Source organism: Bradyrhizobium sp. BRP23 (assembly GCF_020194135.1).
GTDB lineage: Bacteria > Pseudomonadota > Alphaproteobacteria > Rhizobiales > Xanthobacteraceae > Bradyrhizobium > Bradyrhizobium yuanmingense.
In genome coordinates this window covers 65,347-81,905 of sequence record NZ_JADYVW010000015.1, presented here as the reverse complement: position 1 = coordinate 81,905, position 16,559 = coordinate 65,347, and the positions used below count along the sequence as shown (strand labels likewise).

General features: G+C 65.1%; 13 protein-coding genes, 1 tRNA gene and 1 riboswitch. Of the genes, 6 read left to right on the top strand and 8 right to left on the bottom strand.

What is annotated here, in order from left to right:
• Positions 1-20: 20 nt before the first annotated feature.
• A complete protein-coding gene (gene trxA / locus I6F24_RS30695; RefSeq protein ID WP_025033093.1) occupies positions 21-944 on the bottom strand; it encodes a thioredoxin in 924 nt (307 codons plus the stop codon).
• Between the two features lie 271 nt (positions 945-1,215).
• Here trxA and I6F24_RS30690 point away from each other — a divergent pair.
• The 4 genes from I6F24_RS30690 (at position 1,216) to I6F24_RS30675 (ending at position 4,795) form a co-directional block, all read left to right on the top strand.
• Positions 1,216-1,290: transfer RNA gene (locus I6F24_RS30690), tRNA-Gly, on the top strand.
• Between the two features lie 76 nt (positions 1,291-1,366).
• Complete coding sequence (locus I6F24_RS30685; protein ID WP_225151904.1) at positions 1,367-2,353, top strand: NAD(P)-dependent oxidoreductase; 987 nt, start codon at positions 1,367-1,369, stop codon at positions 2,351-2,353.
• A 381-nt stretch (positions 2,354-2,734) separates the two neighbouring features.
• The gene (locus I6F24_RS30680) at positions 2,735-4,009 is read left to right on the top strand and encodes a PQQ-dependent sugar dehydrogenase (protein WP_036003007.1); all 1,275 of its coding nucleotides are present in this window, start codon (positions 2,735-2,737) and stop codon (positions 4,007-4,009) included.
• Between the two features lie 192 nt (positions 4,010-4,201).
• Positions 4,202-4,795: a c-type cytochrome gene (locus I6F24_RS30675; protein ID WP_225151902.1), complete on the top strand. Its 594-nt coding sequence runs from the start codon at positions 4,202-4,204 to the stop codon at positions 4,793-4,795.
• A 195-nt stretch (positions 4,796-4,990) separates the two neighbouring features.
• Here the strand turns inward: I6F24_RS30675 and panE are convergent, their stop codons facing one another.
• The 4 genes from panE to I6F24_RS30655 all read right to left on the bottom strand — a co-directional run bounded on the left by panE (position 4,991) and on the right by I6F24_RS30655 (position 8,758).
• A complete protein-coding gene (panE, locus tag I6F24_RS30670) occupies positions 4,991-5,914 on the bottom strand; it encodes a 2-dehydropantoate 2-reductase (RefSeq protein WP_225151900.1) in 924 nt (307 codons plus the stop codon).
• A 99-nt stretch (positions 5,915-6,013) separates the two neighbouring features.
• On the bottom strand, positions 6,014-6,622 hold the full coding sequence (locus tag I6F24_RS30665; RefSeq protein ID WP_225151898.1) for a 2-hydroxychromene-2-carboxylate isomerase: 609 nt from the start codon (positions 6,620-6,622) through the stop codon (positions 6,014-6,016).
• Positions 6,623-6,723: 101 nt separating this feature from the next.
• Complete coding sequence (locus I6F24_RS30660; protein WP_225151896.1) at positions 6,724-8,073, bottom strand: MATE family efflux transporter; 1,350 nt, start codon at positions 8,071-8,073, stop codon at positions 6,724-6,726.
• 88 nt (positions 8,074-8,161) lie between these two features.
• On the bottom strand, positions 8,162-8,758 hold the full coding sequence (locus tag I6F24_RS30655; RefSeq protein ID WP_109141984.1) for a DUF2239 family protein: 597 nt from the start codon (positions 8,756-8,758) through the stop codon (positions 8,162-8,164).
• A 152-nt stretch (positions 8,759-8,910) separates the two neighbouring features.
• Between I6F24_RS30655 and I6F24_RS30650 the strand changes: the two genes are divergently transcribed.
• Entirely contained in the window at positions 8,911-9,576 is a 666-nt protein-coding gene (locus I6F24_RS30650; RefSeq protein WP_036002974.1) for a glutathione S-transferase, read from the top strand.
• Positions 9,577-9,606: 30 nt separating this feature from the next.
• Here the strand turns inward: I6F24_RS30650 and ggt are convergent, their stop codons facing one another.
• Positions 9,607-11,358, bottom strand: a complete 1,752-nt coding sequence (ggt, locus tag I6F24_RS30645; RefSeq protein ID WP_225151894.1) for a gamma-glutamyltransferase — start codon at positions 11,356-11,358, stop codon at positions 9,607-9,609.
• A 100-nt stretch (positions 11,359-11,458) separates the two neighbouring features.
• Here ggt and I6F24_RS30640 point away from each other — a divergent pair, with 100 nt between their 5' ends.
• Positions 11,459-12,844 (top strand): MFS transporter, encoded by a 1,386-nt coding sequence (locus tag I6F24_RS30640; RefSeq protein ID WP_036024247.1) that lies wholly within the window; start codon positions 11,459-11,461, stop codon positions 12,842-12,844.
• A 121-nt stretch (positions 12,845-12,965) separates the two neighbouring features.
• Here I6F24_RS30640 and purH read toward each other — a convergent pair whose 3' ends face one another.
• Positions 12,966-14,558: a bifunctional phosphoribosylaminoimidazolecarboxamide formyltransferase/IMP cyclohydrolase gene (gene purH / locus I6F24_RS30635; RefSeq protein ID WP_225151892.1), complete on the bottom strand. Its 1,593-nt coding sequence runs from the start codon at positions 14,556-14,558 to the stop codon at positions 12,966-12,968.
• Positions 14,559-14,582: 24 nt separating this feature from the next.
• A riboswitch (ZMP/ZTP riboswitch) is annotated at positions 14,583-14,664 on the bottom strand.
• 59 nt (positions 14,665-14,723) lie between these two features.
• Positions 14,724-16,442, bottom strand: coding sequence for a heparinase II/III family protein (locus I6F24_RS30630; RefSeq protein ID WP_036038852.1), 1,719 nt, complete (start codon positions 16,440-16,442; stop codon positions 14,724-14,726).
• Positions 16,443-16,559: the final 117 nt, after the last annotated feature.

Below are 16,559 nucleotides of genomic sequence, written 5' to 3'. Positions count from 1 at the left end.
ATCATGCTCAAAAAAGGCCGTTACGAAAACAGGATCGTCGACAAACGTTTGCGGCCTTCGACGGTTGCATCATCCGTGCCGCCCCAGGCCTCGAAGAACTGCACCAGCTGCTTGCGGGCGCCGTCGTCGTTCCATTTGCGGTCGCGCTTGATGATCTCGAGCAGCTGCTCGGTCGCCGCCGCGCGGTTGCCTTGGGCGTTGAGCGCGGTGGCGAGGTCGAACCGGGCCTGATGATCGAGCGGATTTGCGGCGACTTTCTGTTCCAGCTCGGCGACCGGTCCAAGCGATTTCGCCTGCTCGGCGAGATCGATTGCGGTCTGCACGGCCTTCACGGCCGGGTCGTTGCGCTTGGATTCCGGCACCATGGCCAGCGTCTGCTTGGCCTGTTCCATCGCGCCGGAAACGGCGTAGCACTTCGCAAGGCCCGCAAGCGCCGCGATGTTGGTGGAATCATGCTGCAGCGCCTCGGCATAGATCTGCGCCGCCGCCGCCGCGTCGCCCTCGGCGAGCACCGCGTCGGCCTCCTGCACGATCTCGGCGACGTTGACCTCGCCCGGCGCGGTGACGCCCTTGGTCAGCCGCTCGATGAAGGCGTTGACCTGGCTCTCCGGCACCGCGCCCATGAAGCCGTCGGCCGGCTGGCCGTTGACGAAGGCGATCACGGCCGGGATCGACTGGATGCCCATCTGGCCCGGGATCGCCGGATGATGGTCGATGTTCATCTTGACCAGCTTGACCTTGCCCTTGGCCGCCTTCACCGCCTTCTCCAGGACGGGGGTGAGCTGCTTGCAGGGGCCGCACCATTCCGCCCAGAAATCGATCAGCACGGGCTGGCGCTTCGATTCCTCGATGACGTCCTTCACGAAGGTCTGGGTGGTGGTGTCCTTGATCAGGTCGGCCGCAGCCGGGCCCGCCGCTCCGTTACCCTGGTCGATGATCGTCACGGGATTCCCTCGTCATGTCTGGAATGGCGGCTCTTTAGCACGCCGCCGCGTCATATGCTTGTGGTCGGCTCCTAAATTGGGCCGAATGGGCCGAATTTCAATCCAGGCACCCCGATTCGCCGGTTCCGAGACGTTTCCGGTCGATTTGGCCGGCTTCGGGCTCCATACGGGGTCCGAATTGCGAATTGAGGCCGCCTGTAGCTGTTGCATTCCCCTCCCGCTTTTGGCATACGACAGCCGTTGTCGGCGCGTCACGCGACCGACACAGGATGCGGGTGTAGCTCAGTGGTAGAGCACGACCTTGCCAAGGTCGGGGTCGAGGGTTCGAGCCCCTTCGCCCGCTCCAGTTTTCTCCAAAGCATCCAGCCAAACCGGATCGGGCCGTGGTTTTCCGCGCCGCTGGCGGCTGTTTCGGGTCTCACATGACAATTCTGGTCACAGGCAGCGCAGGTCACCTCGGTGAAGCCATTCTCCGGACCCTGCGTGGGCGTGGTGCCCCCGCCCGCGGCGTCGATCTCAAGCCCTCCCCCTTCACCGATGCCGTCGGCTCCATCGTCGATCCCGCCTTCGTGCGGCGCCAGATGGACGGCGTCACCGCCGTGGTCCACACCGCGACGCTGCACAAGCCGCATGTGGCGACCCATTCCAAGCAGGATTTTGTCGACACCAACGTGTCAGGAACGCTGAACCTGCTCGAGGCGGCAGTCGCGGCCGGCGTGAAGAGCTTTGTCTTCACCAGCACCACCAGCGCATTCGGCTCGCAGCTGCGGCCCGAGGCGGGACAGGCGGCGGTGTGGGTCACCGAGGAGCTGCCATCGGTGCCGAAGAACATCTACGGCACGACCAAGCTGATGGCCGAGAACCTCTGCGAGCTGTTCTTTCGCGAGCGCGCGCTACCGATCGTGGTTCTGCGGACCTCGCGCTTCTTTCCGGAGGACGACGACGATCCGGCGATGCGATCGGCCTACACGCTGGACAACGCGCAGGCCAACGAGCTGCTCTACCGCCGGCTGGATATCGCGGACGCAGTGAGCGCGCATCTGCTCGCCGTCGAGCGTGCGCCCGGCATCGGCTTCGCCCGCTACATCGTCTCGGCGACGAGCCCGTTCGAGCAACGTCATCTCGGAGCGCTGGCGCGCGATGCCGCCGGCGTCGTGCGCGAGCTCTATCCGGAGTGCGCGCAGCTCTATGCGGCGCGCGGCTGGCGGCTCTTCCCCGCGATTGACCGGGTCTATGTCAACGAGCGCGCGCGGCGGGAGCTCGGCTGGCGACCCGAATTCGACTTCGCGCATGTGCTGCGCAGCCTGCGCGATGGCCGCGACGTCCGCAGCACGCTGGCGCGTGAGGTCGGATCGAAAGGCTACCACGACACGCTGTTCGACGACGGACCCTACCCCGTCGCCCCGTGAGCGCCGCGATTATTTTACTCGACGCTTCAAATGATTGTCCGGCGTCACCGCGCGCGGATCAACTTGCGCAGTTCTACTGTGCATGGGGTTGTTTTTGCACTTTTGTATGCCCACCCCGGCGGACCGCCTGACGACGTTGCGCGCGGGCTGTTGATTCCGCGTTGCAGCGCGAGGCGCGATCGTCGCAGCGTTCATCCGTTCATTGACATTCCGTCTCAATTTTTGCTGCGCGCAGCCGCGCTGCATCCGGCGCGCTTCTCACGATGGGCAGATGTGCTAACCTTTTTGCGCCTGTCGTCCCGACGGGCTCAAGACTTCGCCTCTCGACTAGCAAAAGAAAATAATGCGCAGCCCTGACGGCTGCCTTAGGGGAGTGATGCGATGACATCGATGTTCCATCGATCCGTGTTGGCGCTTGCAGCCGTGGCCCTTCTCGCGGGGACCGGCGCCGGCAACGCGCAGCAGCAGGACAAGAACAAGCCGCTGAAGAAATACGATTCCAGCACCAAGGAGTTCTGGACCCATCCGCCGGATGACTGGTTCCTCGGTGACGAGACCGAGGCGCAGAAGGGCCTCGCGCCGCCGTCGGGCCCGCCGACCGGCGCCTCCGACGCTGAGCTCGCCAACATCGTCAAGAAGATCAAGCTGCCGCCGGGCTTCAAGATCGAGGTCTACGCCTCGGGCGTGCTGGCCGCGCGGCAGATGGCCTGGGGCGACAAGGGCACGTTGTTCGTCGGCTCGTTCGGTCTCGGCAACGTCTATGCCATCAAGGACAACAACGGAAAGAAAGAGGTCAAGACCGTCCTCAAGGGCCTGAACATGCCCACCGGTCTCGCCTTCAAGGACGGCGCGCTCTATGTCATCGCCGTCGACAAGCTGATCCGCTACGACAACGCCGAAGCCAATCTCGACAATCTCGGCCAGGGCAAGGTCGTTTATGACGACATGCCGTCCTATGCCGCGCATGGCTGGAAGTACATCGCGGTCGACAAGGAAGGCTGGTTCTTCCTGCCGTTCGGCCCGCCCTTCAACATCGGCATTCCGCCGACCAGCGTATCGCAGATCCGGCGCGTCGATCCCAAGACCGGCAACGCCGAAATCTGGGCGCTCGGCGTCCGCAACTCGGTCGGCGGCGACGTCGATCCGCGCACCGGCAAGCTCTGGTTCACGGAGAATGCCCGCGACTGGATCAGCGATGATCTGCCCTCGGACAAGCTGAACATGATCAACCGGATCGGCGAGCATTTCGGCTATCCCTATTGCCATCAGGGCAATCTGCCTGACGACAAGTTCGCGATGGGCCACAAATGCTCCGAGTTCACGCCGCCCGTACTGAACCTCGGTGCCCATGTCGCGCCGCTCGGCATGAAGTTCTACACCGGCGATCAATTCCCCGCCGATTACAAGAACAACATCCTGATCGCGGAGCACGGCTCCTGGAATCGCCACAAGTACCAGGGCGCGCGCATCGTGCGCGTGATCGTCGGACCCGACGGCAAGAACCCGAAGCGAGAGGTTTTCGCCTCCGGCTGGCTCGAGGGCGACCAGGGCTATCTCGGCCGTCCCAACGACATCATTATCGCCAAGGACGGATCGATCCTCGTGGCCGACGATTGGGCCGGCGCGATCTATCGCATCAGCTATAGCAAGAAGTAGCGCGATCGGACGCAGAGGCTGCGGCGGCCGGGAGGTGCCGCAGCCTCCTTAATTTTAAAATCTCATGCTGTCGTTCCGGATTGCGCGGTAGCGCAAGTCCGGAACCCATAACCCCGGCTCGCGGTTATGGATTCCGGGTTCGTGCTCCGCACGCCCCGGAATGACGAGCTCGATAGATCGGAATCCTTCCCCATGCGCCGGCAGTTCATTTCGCACGCAATCAGCGTGTTTGCGCTCCTGACGCTCGGCGCCTTCCCAGCCGAGGCCGCCGACAATGCCGCGATCAAGGAGAAGGCCGCCGCCTGCTCCGGCTGCCACGGCGAGAACGGCATTTCGCAGACCGAGAACATCCCCTCGCTCGCCGGCCAGCCCGATCAATTCCTGCAATGGCAGCTCGTGTTCTTCCGCGCCGGCGCGCGCAAGAACGATCAGATGCAGCCGATCGTGGAAGGGATCACCAACGAGGACATCCGCAATTTCGGCGCTTACTTCGCCTCGCTGACGCCGCCGAAGGGACCCGAGGACGGGGATCCCGACCTGTCGAAGAAGGGCGCGCAGGTTGCCGCCGGCCGCCGCTGCGCCTCATGCCATACCGACAGCTATGCCGGCACCAAGGCGGTGGCGCGGCTCGCGGGCCAGCGTGAGGAATATCTCGTCAAGGCGCTGCACGATTACAAGGCCGGCCAGCGCGTCGGCGGCGGCGTCGCCGCAATGGCCGACGTCGCCTATCACATGAGCGACGAGGAAATTACCGCCGTGTCGCACTATCTCGCGCATTTGAAATAGCGCTGAGCTGTTTCGGCAATCGCAGCTCGTCATCCCGGGGCGAGACACAGTCGCGGGCCCGGGATCCATAACCACAAGGAAGCGTTTTGCGAAGACCCGGAGTCACCACTTCGCTCCATAACCACTCCCTGTGGTTATGGGTCCCGGGCTCGCGCGGCGCGCGCCCCGGGACGACACCGAATGTGTGGTTACGCCCTACCCCGCCCGCTGCCTCTCATATGCCTTCAGATGCGTATACGCGATGCGCAGCTTCGGCACCGGCACCTTGGCGGCGTCGGCGCGCGCGATGAGATCGCCGATGACGTGGTCGGCCTCGACAGGCAGGCCCGCCTTGATGTCGCGGAACATCGATGCCGTCAGCGGCGAGCCCTCGGTGGTGAGATTGCCTTTGACGCGATCGAAGAACGGGCCGCCCGGCGGATAGCCGGACGCCGTGGCAATCGCGCTGGTCTCATCCAGCATGCCGAGCAGGAAATCGCGGCCGCCGGGCGCGGCGAGGATATTGCCGACGGACGTCCGCATCAGGCTGGTGCTTGCAGCGAGCGAGGACAGGAACACCCACTTCTCCCACATGTCCTGCATAATGTTCTGGCTGGCGCTGGCCCCATTGATGCCGCTCCTGAAGGCCTCGTCGATCGCCTTCACCCGGTCCGACATCCCGCCGTCGCGCTCGCCGTAGCTGAGCGACTGCATCGGCTGGAGCTGCACCACCTCGCGCTTCTCGTTCAGCGTGGCCGCAATGGCGCAGAGGCCGCCGAGTACGCGCTCCTTGCCGAACTTCGTGTCCAGCGTGTCGAGATGCTTCATGCCGTTGAGCATCGGGATGATTGCGGTGTTCGGCCCCACCGCGGGGACGAACGACTTGATGGCATCGTCGAGGTCGAATGCCTTGCAGCTGAGCAGCACGACGTCGAACGTGTCCTTGATTGCGTCGGCCTGAACCGTCGGCGGGTTCTTCAAGGTCACATCGCCGTTCGGGCTCTTGATGACGAGGCCGGCGCTCGCGAGCTCGTCGGCGCGGCGAGGCCTAACCAGGAAGGTCACGTCGCGGCCGGCCTGCAACAGCCTGCCACCGAAATAGCCGCCGATGGCGCCGGCGCCGACCACGAGGATGCGCATGGGAGAACTCCGCTTTTACTATTGGCGAATGGCGAATAGGGAGTAGCGAATAGTGGGCGCGATTTCCACTCGCTATTCGCTACTCGCCATTCGCGCGCTTCACTTTCCCGACACCATCTCCTCGACCTCGCGCAACTGCTCCTTGCCGAAGAACATTTCATTGCCGACGAAGAAGGTCGGCGAGCCGAAGGCGCCGCGGGCGACCGCCTCCTCGGTGTTCTTGATCAGCTTGGCCTTCACCTCGGGTTCCCCGGCGCGGGCGAACAGCTTTTGCGCATCGAGACCAGACGACGCCAGCGCCTTCACCGCGATCTCGGGATCGTCCATCTTCTTCGGCTCGCGCCACATGTGGTGGAAGGTGGCCTCGACATATGTCTCGAACACGCCCTCGAGCTGCGCTGCGATCGCTGCGCGCATCAGGTTCAGCGTGTTGACGGGAAAGTGCGGATTCCAGACATAGGGCTGGACATGGAAGCGTTTGATGAAGCGCTCGGTCTCGACCTGCTGGAACTCCCGCTTGTTCTTGATGCCGGCGAGCGTCTCGGCCGGCGACTTGTTGTTGGTCGACTTGAAGATGCCGCCGAGCAGGATCGGCACATATTCGAACTTGACGCCGATCCGCTGTTCGATGGCTGGAATCGCCAGATGGCTGAGATAGGCGTTGGGGCTACCGAAATCGAACAGGAATTGCGGGGCGGTGCGGGTCAAAATCATTCTCCCTGGCCTGGCTTTCTGAGCGGCTTTTTCTCATTGTGGCGCAGGCCGCGCCACAGGTCTATCGTTTAATGACGGTCATAATACTTTGACCGTCAGATCAGGCGCTGCATCGCCCGCTTGCGCCACACCAGATGGTAATAGCCCATCTGCAGAATCAACATGGCGCAGAACACGATGGGATAGGCGGCCCACACGCCGTTCAGGCCGACCGTGTGGCTGAGGATGATTGCAGCCGGCAGCTCGATTGCGGCAATCGCGAAGATCGACAGCAGCATCGGCGTCAACGCGACGCCGGCGCCGCGCATTGCGCCCGAGAACACCGTGGCGAGCCCGAACGGCACCGAGCTCCACAAGGCGATGTTGAGCAATCCCTTCGCCAGATCCAGCACGGCGCCGTCGGTGATGAAGATACCGAGCACCGCGAGTGGCGCGAGGTAGATCAGCGCCACCAACCCGCCGGTCAGGACGATATTGAACGCAAGGCCCATCCGCACGATGCCGTCAAGCTGGGCCCGGTCGCCGCCGCCGACGGCCTGGGCGCCGAGGATCGAGACCGCGATCGAAATCGACATCGCCGTGAACTGGGTGTAGCCCATCACCTGGTTGACGGCGCCATAGGCCGCGGTGGCATTCGAGCCGAAGCCGTTGACGAGGCCGAGCAGCACAAGCTCGGCGATCGCCATCACCACCATGCCGATCGCGCTCGGCAGGCCGATCCCGAGGACTTTGCCGAGCACGGCGCCGTTTAGTCGGAGGTGACGCAGCAGCGTCGCATCCGGCGCGAGCGCGTGCTTTCTCCGCAGCAGATAGGCAGCCAGCACGATCAGCGTCAGCGTGTTCGAGATCGCAGCCGCCCAGGCAGCACTGGTGATGCCGACGGCCGGCAATCCGAACGTGCCGCGGATCAGCATCGGCGTCAGGATCAGGCCGATCGCCGTCGACAAGGCCAGCGCCAGCAGCGGCGTCAGTCCATCGCCGACGCCGCGGATCATCGCCGTCATCAGCAGGAAGATGAAGCCGAGCGGCATCGTCAACAGCATGATGCGCGCATAGGCGCTGGCTTCATCGAGAATGTCCGCGGGCGTGGCGAGCATCACCATCAGGGGCCGGCTGAAGATCCCGCCAACGAGTGCAATCGCTATCGAGAGCAGCAGGCCGACGGCGAGTGTCGTGCCGACGATGATCTTGATCCGGCCATGCTCGCCGGCGCCGAAGGCCTGGCCGATCAGCACGGTGGCGCCGGTGCTGAGGCCCATGACGAAGGCGAACAGGAAGAACATCACCGGGAAGAACGCCGAGACCGCGGCGAGCGCGCCGACGCCGACCATCTGGCCGAGATAGACGTTGCTGACGGTGCCGAACAGCGATTGCAGCGCGTTGCTCAGCATCAGGGGTGCGAGAAAGCGGAGGAATGTGGTCCAGAGCGGCTTTGCGGCAGACATGGCATTGGCCTTTCATCAGGGCGTGCGAAGCCGTTGCCGCGCAATGCGCGGCTCGGCCGTCGATGGGGCGTGAGAAGCGGCGCGCGGTTTAAGCGCGGTCGCTGTAGGCGAGCTTGACGATGTGGTCGCGGATGTCGGTCGGCCAGTCGGCGATCAGGCCGGTGAAGCGTCGCCGGTCATCCGCGAACAGGGCGCGCGAGGCTTCCTCGAACTGCGGCAGATCGCCGGCCATGGTCGACATGAAGTGGTAGGCCGCATCGCGCGCCTGCCGCTCGCGGTCCTTGTCGCCGCTGGCGCGCCTGGCTTCGTCGACGAGCTTGCGCAGCGCGACCGAAGCGCCGCCGGCCTGTGCGTTGAGCCACTCCCAGTGCCGCGGCAGCAAGGTCACCTCGCGCGCGACCACGCCGAGCTTCGGCCGGCCGCGACCGCGCGGCTCTGCGGGTGCTTCGGTCGCCTCAGCCGACGGCGGGACAAGCTTCGCCAAGCGCGCCAACACCTCGCGATCTCCACCACGCAGATCGAAGTCGATCGATCGGCCCGTGGCGTCCTCGAAGATGATGATTGGCTCGTCCGGCTGTGACGCCACCCGCTTGACGACCAGCGCAACCTCTCCAGCCGGCCCGGACACCAGGCGGCGTTGTCCCTGGAAAGCGGTGAAAAATTTCTGCATTGGAATCATTGCCATTTTGACGATGCTGGGTTTCTTAATACCCGGGTAAATTACTCGCGTCAATATACCCGGATAAAAATATCAGCAGCGACGGCTCGACAATGTGTTCCCGGGCTGGCACCAACGGCGCGGCCGATGACCACGACCAAGCCTTTGAGGACGCCGCGATGCTGACCGTTCACCACCTCAACAATTCCCGCTCGCAGCGCGTGCTGTGGCTGCTCGAGGAGCTGGGCGTTCCCTACGAGATCGTGCGCTATCAGCGTCAGCCGGACATGCGCGCGCCGAAGGAGCTGCGCGCCATCCATCCGCTCGGCAAATCGCCCGTCATCACCGACAACGGCAACACCATCGCCGAATCAGGCGCGATCATCGAGTATCTCATCGCCACCTATGGCAACGGGCGGCTGATCCCGCCGCCGAACACGCCGGAGCGGCTGCGCTACACCTATTGGCTGCACTATGCGGAAGGATCCGCGATGCAGCCGCTGCTGCTCAAGCTGCTGTTCACGCTGATGCCGAAACGTGCGCCGGCCTTGCTGCGCCCGCTGGTGCGCAAAGTCTCCAACCAGGCGCTGACCGCGCTGGTCAATCCGCAGCTGAAGCAGCACATGGACTATTGGGAAGGCGAGCTCGGCAAGAGCGAATGGTTCGCCGGCAGCGAGTTCACCGCGGCTGACATCCAGATGAGCTTTCCGCTCGAAGCCGCCCAAGCTCGCGGCGGCCTCGAGCAGGGCCATCCCAAGGCGATGGCGTTCCTGGAGCGCATCCACGCCCGGCCTGCCTATGCGCGCGCGCTGGAGAAGGGCGGGCCGTATCAGGTCGGGCGGTAAGCTCCCTTACCCCGTCATTCCGGGAGCAGGTTACTGCCCCGCCGCCTCCGCGCCGCGCGTGCGCGGATCGGCTGCGCCCAGCGTTCCGTTCGGCGTCACCAGAATCGAGTTGGCAGATGTCTGGCCCATCGGCTCGACGACGAGGTGCCCCATCGCCTTCAGCTCGAGCAGCACGCCCTCGGGAAAGCCGCGCTCGACGCGCACTTCATCCGGCAGCCATTGGTGGTGCAGCCGCGGCGCTGCGACGGCGGCCGCAACATCCATCTTGTAATCGAGCACGTTCACGATCACCTGCAGCACGGTCGAGATGATGCGGCTGCCGCCGGGCGAGCCCGTCACCAGCACCGGCTTGCCGTCCCTCAGCACGATGGTCGGTGACATCGACGACAGCGGCCGCTTACCGGGACCGGGAAGATTCGCTTCGAAGCCGACCAGGCCATAGGCGTTGGAGGCGCCGATTGCCGCGGTGAAATCGTCGAGTTCGTTGTTGAGCAGCACGCCGGTGCCGTCGGCGACGAGGCCGACGCCGTAGCTGAAGTTCAGCGTGTAAGTGTTGCTGACGGCGTTGCCGTGGGCATCGACGACGGAAAAATGCGTGGTGTTGCTGCCCTCACGCGGCGCGGCAGGAGAGGCCACGAGCTCTTTTGACGGCGTGGCGCGTTCGGGGGAAATGTGCGCGCGCAGCTTCGCGGCATAGTCCTTCGCAATGAGGGTCTCGATCGGCGCGTTGACGAAGGCGGGATCACCGAGATAGCGGGCGCGATCGGCATAAGCGCGCTTCATGGCTTCGATCAAGAGATGCAGCGACGCCGCCGATCCCTGCTTCAGATCGGCCAGAGGGAAGCCTTCGAGGATGTTGAGCGTCTCCATCAGCACGACGCCGCCGGATGAGGGTAGCGGCATCGACACGATGTCATAGCCGCGGTAGCTGCCACGCACCGGCGTGCGGATGACCGGCTGATAGGCCTTGAGGTCGGCCGGCGTCATGATGCCGCCGGCATCGGTCACGGCCTTGGCGAGCTTCTCGGCGACCGGCCCCTCGTAGAATCCCCGCGGCCCCTGTGCAGCGACGGCCGCCAGCGTTTCGGCGAGATCGCCCTGCACCAGCCGATCGCCTTCGCCCAGCGGCGTGCCATCCGGACGCGAGAATATCCTGGCCGAAGAAGGCCAGCGTGCCAGCCGCCGGTGCCAGCCCGGCAACGTATCGGCCATGTCGTCGCTGACGATGAAGCCATCGCGTGCGAGCGCGATCGCAGGCGCCAGCAGTTGCGCCAGCGTGAACTGACCCGAGCCGTATTTCTCGAGCGCGAGCGCAAGGCCGGCGACGGTGCCGGGCACGCCGATGCCGAGCGCGGAATCCCGTGACTTCGTCGCGTCGGGCTTGCCGTCGGCGCCGAGGAAGATCTGCGGCGTGGTCGCGGCCGGCGCGGTTTCGCGATAGTCGATCGTGATGTCTTCATTGCGATCGGCGGAATGGATCACCATGAAGCCGCCGCCGCCGATATTGCCGGCACGCGGATAGGTCACGGCCATCGCGAAGCCGGTCGCGACCGCAGCGTCGATGGCATTGCCGCCGCGCCGCAGGATGTCGGCGCCGATCTGCGCGGAGATCTTCTCCTGCGCCACCACCATGCCGTGCTCGGCGGCGACGGCGCGCACTGCCTCGCGTGCGGGCGGAACATAGCCCTGCCGTGCATCCTGAGCGGTCGCAGGGGCGAGACCGAGCACCAGGACGGTAATGGCGGCTAAAAATCTCCGCCGTGTCGAATATGACGACATCATCGAATTCCCGCCGTGGCGTTGCACCGGTTCACACCCGTCACTGTAATGCTATACCGTTTGCTCTAAGAGAGGCAAAACTGTTCGTGATGGGTGCTGCGTGATGACGACAATCGCTCCGGATGCGCGCATGGCCGGCGTGGCGCGGACCTATCCGCCGCGCGCCGCCGTCGTGAGTTGGATCTTCTTCGATTGGGCCGCGCAGCCATATTTCACGCTGATCACGACCTTCGTGTTCGCGCCCTATTTCGCGACGGCCATTGCGCCAAATCCCGCCGCCGGTCAATCCTTGTGGGGCTTTGCGATGGCGGCCGCGGGCCTTGCGATCGCGCTGTTGTCGCCGGTGCTCGGCGCCATCGCCGACGCTTCGGGCCGCAGGAAACCGTGGATCGCAGGTTTCGGTACGGTGCTTGTGCTGGCGTCCTGCACGCTCTGGATCGGCAAGCCCGGCGATCATGCCGTCATTCCGCTGGTGCTCACCGCAGTTGCGCTCGCCAGCGTCGGTGCGGAATTTGCCACGCTCTTCAACAACGCGATGATGCCGACGCTGGTGCCGCCGGAGCGGATCGGTCGTCTCTCCGGCACCGGCTGGGCCACGGGCTACATTGGCGGCATCGTCAGCCTGATCATCGTGCTCGGCCTGCTCGCCGCCAATCCCGAGACCGGCCGCACGCTGCTCGGCGTCACGCCGCTCTTCGGCCTCGATCCCCTCACACGTCAGGGCGATCGTGCCGCGGGGCCGCTGACTGCGCTGTGGTTCATCATCTTCGTGACGCCGATGTTCCTGTTCACGCCGGATTATCCGGCGAAGCGCCCGCTGGGCGAGGCGTTGCGCGAAGGCCTGTCGGAGCTGAAGCAGTCGATCAAGAGTCTGCCGAGGCAGAAATCGCTCGCGGCATTCCTGCTCGCCAACATGATCTACACCGATGGTCTGGTGTCGCTGTTCGCCTTCGGCGGCATCTATGCCGCGGGCACCTTCGGCTGGCACACCATCCAGATCGGGACGTTCGGCATCATGCTCGCGATCGCCGGCGCGCTCGGCGCCTGGTTCGGCGGCAAGCTGGATGATCGTCTCGGGCCGAAGCGCGTCATCGCCGGCAGCCTGCTGGTCCTGCTGCTGTCGGTGGCCGCGATTCTCCTCGTCGACAAGGACAGCGTCCTGTTCGTCAAGACCGCGCCGCCGCAAGCGGGCGCTGCCCTGTTCTCGAGTACGGCCGAGCGCGCCTATCTCGTGCTGGGCTGCCTGATCGGTGCAGCCGGCGGCCCGCTCCAGGCCGCTTCCCGCACGCTGCTGATCCATCTCGCGCCGAAGGATCGCATCGCGCAATATTTCGGCCTGTTTGCGCTGACGGGAAAGGTGACGTCCTTCATCGGCCCGCTCCTGATCGGCCTGGTCACCGCGCTGACCGCCAGCCAGAAGGCCGGCATGGCCGTGCTGGTGGTGTTCTTCGTTGCGGGATTGGGGCTGTTGATGCGGGTGCGGGATTAGCCCGCATCATGCAACTTTATCCTCGTCATTGCGAGGAGCACTTGCGACGAAGCAATCTAGACCTTCCTTGCGGAGACAGACTGGATTGCTTCGCTTCGCTCGCAATGACGAGTCGATGGACTCAATGCCTGAAGTGCCGCGTTCCCGTGAACACCATGGCGATGCCGTGCTCGTCGGCGGCCTTGATCACCTCGTCGTCGCGCATGGAGCCGCCGGGCTGCACCACGGCGGTGGCGCCGGCTTCGATGCAGGCAAGCATGCCGTCGGCGAACGGGAAGAACGCATCCGAGGCCACCACCGAACCCTTGGTGTGCGGTTCGGCGAGCTTCAGCTCGGCCGCCGCATCCTGCGCCTTGCGTGCGGCGATCCGCGCTGAATCCACCCGGCTCATCTGACCCGCGCCGATACCGACGGTGGCGAGATCCTTGGCGTAGATGATGGTGTTGGACTTGACGTGTTTTGCCACCCGGAACGCAAACTTCAGATCACGCATCTCCGCATCCGTCGGCGCGCGCTTGGTGACGACCTTGAACGTCATGTCGTCGACAACGGCGTTGTCGCGGCTTTGCACCAGCAGGCCGCCGGCCACCGTCTTGGCGGTCAGGCCCGGCGCACGCGGATCGGGCAGGCTGCCGGCGAGCAGCAGGCGCAGGTTCTTCTTGCCGCCGATGATGGCGATCGCCTCTTCGCTGGCATCTGGCGCGATGATGACCTCCGTGAAGATCTTGGTGATCTCGCGCGCGGTATCGGCATCGAGGGCGCGGTTCATCGCGATGATGCCGCCGAAGGCCGAGGTGGAATCGCAGGCCAGCGCCCTGCGATAGGCCTCGACGAGGTTCGGACCTTCGGCGACGCCGCAGGGATTGGCATGCTTGACGATGACGCAGGCCGCGGTGCGCTTGGCGTCGAACTCGCCGATGCATTCATAGGCGGCATCGGTGTCGTTGATGTTGTTGTAGGAGAGCTCCTTGCCCTGGAGCTGCCGCGCGGTGGAGACGCCGGGGCGCTTGTCCGGCGTCGCGTAGAAGGCGGCGGTCTGGTGCGGGTTCTCGCCGTAGCGCAACGACTGGATCAGCCTGCCGCCGAAAGCGCGGAAGTCGGGCGCGTCGATCTCGAGCTGACGATTGAACCAGTTCGAGATCGCGGCGTCATACGCCGCAGTGCGGGCATAGGCCTTCGCGGCAAGCCGCCGGCGCAGCTTTAGCGTGGTCGCGCCCTTGTTGGCGGCGAGCTCGTCGAGCACGGCCTGATAGTCCTGCGCCTCGACCACGACGGCAACATCGTCGTGATTCTTGGCGGCGGCGCGGATCATCGCGGGGCCGCCGATGTCGATGTTCTCGATGCAATCCTCGAAGCCCGCGCCTTTGTCGACGGTGGCCTCGAACGGATAGAGATTGACGACGAGCAGGTCGATCGGCGCGATGCCGTGCGCCTGCATCGCCTCCGCATGGTCCTTGTTGTCGCGAATCGCGAGCAAGCCGCCATGCACCTTCGGATGCAGCGTCTTGACGCGGCCGTCCATCATCTCGGGGAAGCCGGTGAGGTCGGAAACGTCCTTGACCTTGAGGCCGGCCGCCGCGATCGCTCTCGCGGTGCCGCCGGTCGAGACCAGCTCGACATCGTGCGCGGCGAGCGCCTTGGCGAACTCGATCAGGCCGGTCTTGTCGGAGACGGACAGAAGGGCGCGGGTGACGCGGCGGGGACGGTCAGTCATGAGCAAGATCCTCTGTTCAGGGAGTGTCTATGCCCAGGCGCGCGGCTTATATGTCCCGCGCTTCCCGATGGTGCTCCATCCAAGGTCGCCAGTCGCGCGAGCGAGCGCTCGATAGCAGCTTTTGGCGTCGCTCTCAACGGGTAGATAGGGCCGGATCGCGCCTGTTTACAACGGAAGTTCCGGCTCGCGCCGGGCGTTGCGGCGGGCATTGGTCACTGCGGGCGAGGCGGTGGAGCGGACAAAGCTCCAGCGGATCGAGGGGGCCTGGCGGGCGTTCTGACGGATCACGATCTGGGCGGTGCGGCGCGGGCCGTCATTGCCGGCCAGGAATACGCTGTCCTCGAGATCGACCTTGTCGTCCAATGCCTCGAAGGTCCAGACGTCGCGGTTCGGCAGCACCAGCATGACGCCGCGCGCATCCGACAGCCGGCTTGCCTTCACTGCGGGATGCAGATGGAAGCGCAGCGCGAAATCGGCATCGGCGCCCTTGAAGCGTCCGCCCTGCGGCGGCGACAGCGCGTCCTCGCCGTCGATGCGCGCGCCGTCATTGGCGATCATCAGCACGCGGCGGTGGATCGCGCCGAACTTGGCGAGATAGCCGTCATGCGAGGTCGTGAGCAGCGTGCCGTTCTGCACGACCTCGCGATAGCTCTCGACCTCGACCGGGCCGCTGGTGACGGGCGCGCCGTGCAGGAGCCGCTTCATCGCCGACATCTCGACGAACTGGCATGACGACGTCTCGTGATAGGTCAGCGTCGAATGCGCCGCCGTGCTGCGCGCGAACGGCCGCCAATTGTCGCGGCCGGTGGTCGGCATGCCGCAATTGGTGACGATGCGGCTGATGCCGGACGACAATTCGAACGAGAGGCAGCCGGCATGGGCGTCGTGACTGACGCCGGCCGGCGGCGGCGGGCCGGTGTCGATGATCACAGTGGTCTGGCCGGCATCGAGGCGCTGAAAGCCGGTATGCGGCATGTTCGCCATCGGCGCGCCGTGGGTGTCGTCATAGGCAAGCAGCGTGGCGAGCAGGTCGGACGAGGTCGCGCTCATGCCGTTGAACAGGGCGAAATTGCCGTCGCCGTGCCGGAAGAAGCGCAGCATCGGCATCATGCGGTCGATCGCATTGAGCAGGGCCGGCGGCGGCGCGATATTGCGCGCGGCAAAAGTCTGCCGCAGCGGCAAGAGGTCGATCAGGAGCTCGATCAGCGCGCCCGGATTGCGCGAGATGTGGCCGCCATCGGGCAGGATCTGCCGCTGCAATTCGTCGGACAGCTTCTTGGAGGCGCTGCGGATGTGACGCGTCTGGTTGGCGAGGCACAGGGACGCATAGCACAGCGCGATCAGCACCTGCAGCTTCGGCACCCCGTCCGGAATGTCGACCATGGTGTAGCGCAGGAAGCGGATCTCGCGCGCCAGCGCCCGCAAGTAACGGCGGTAGAACTTGTTGTCGGTCTCGCTCAGCACCAGCGGCGCCTGCGAGAGCAGCGAGATCACGCGCCTCGCCAGTACGTCGGCGCGCCGCGCGACGGGGCGGCGCTTGTTGGCGGGATTCGAGATCCAGTCCTCGATCAGCGCGCGCGCATTCGCCCGCGTCAGCGCCGTATCGGCGGCGCGCAAGTGCCGCAGCCAGCCGAAGCCGAGCAGCGCAACCTCCCAATCCTCCGACGGCGGCTCGAGGTCGAAGATCGAGCGGCCATGGCAATTGACGATCTTGCCGGCGAAGACGAAGCGACCGGCATAGATCTCGGCAGCGCGAGTCGCATCCGCGGTCCGCAGGTCATGCGGCGCGATGATCAGCCGGTCGGTGCGGCCGGGCCAGACTCGCGACAGCACAACGGAACCGCCGCTCGCGCGCGCGAGCATGTTCCGCGCGAAGCGGTTCATGACCAGCGTCGAGATACGTCTGCGTTGAGCGACCGACACGCCTTGCCTTGATGGGGGAGAGGATCAGTGACGAATCCTTATTAATCCCAAAATCGGACGCCTGACACCACCTTGAAC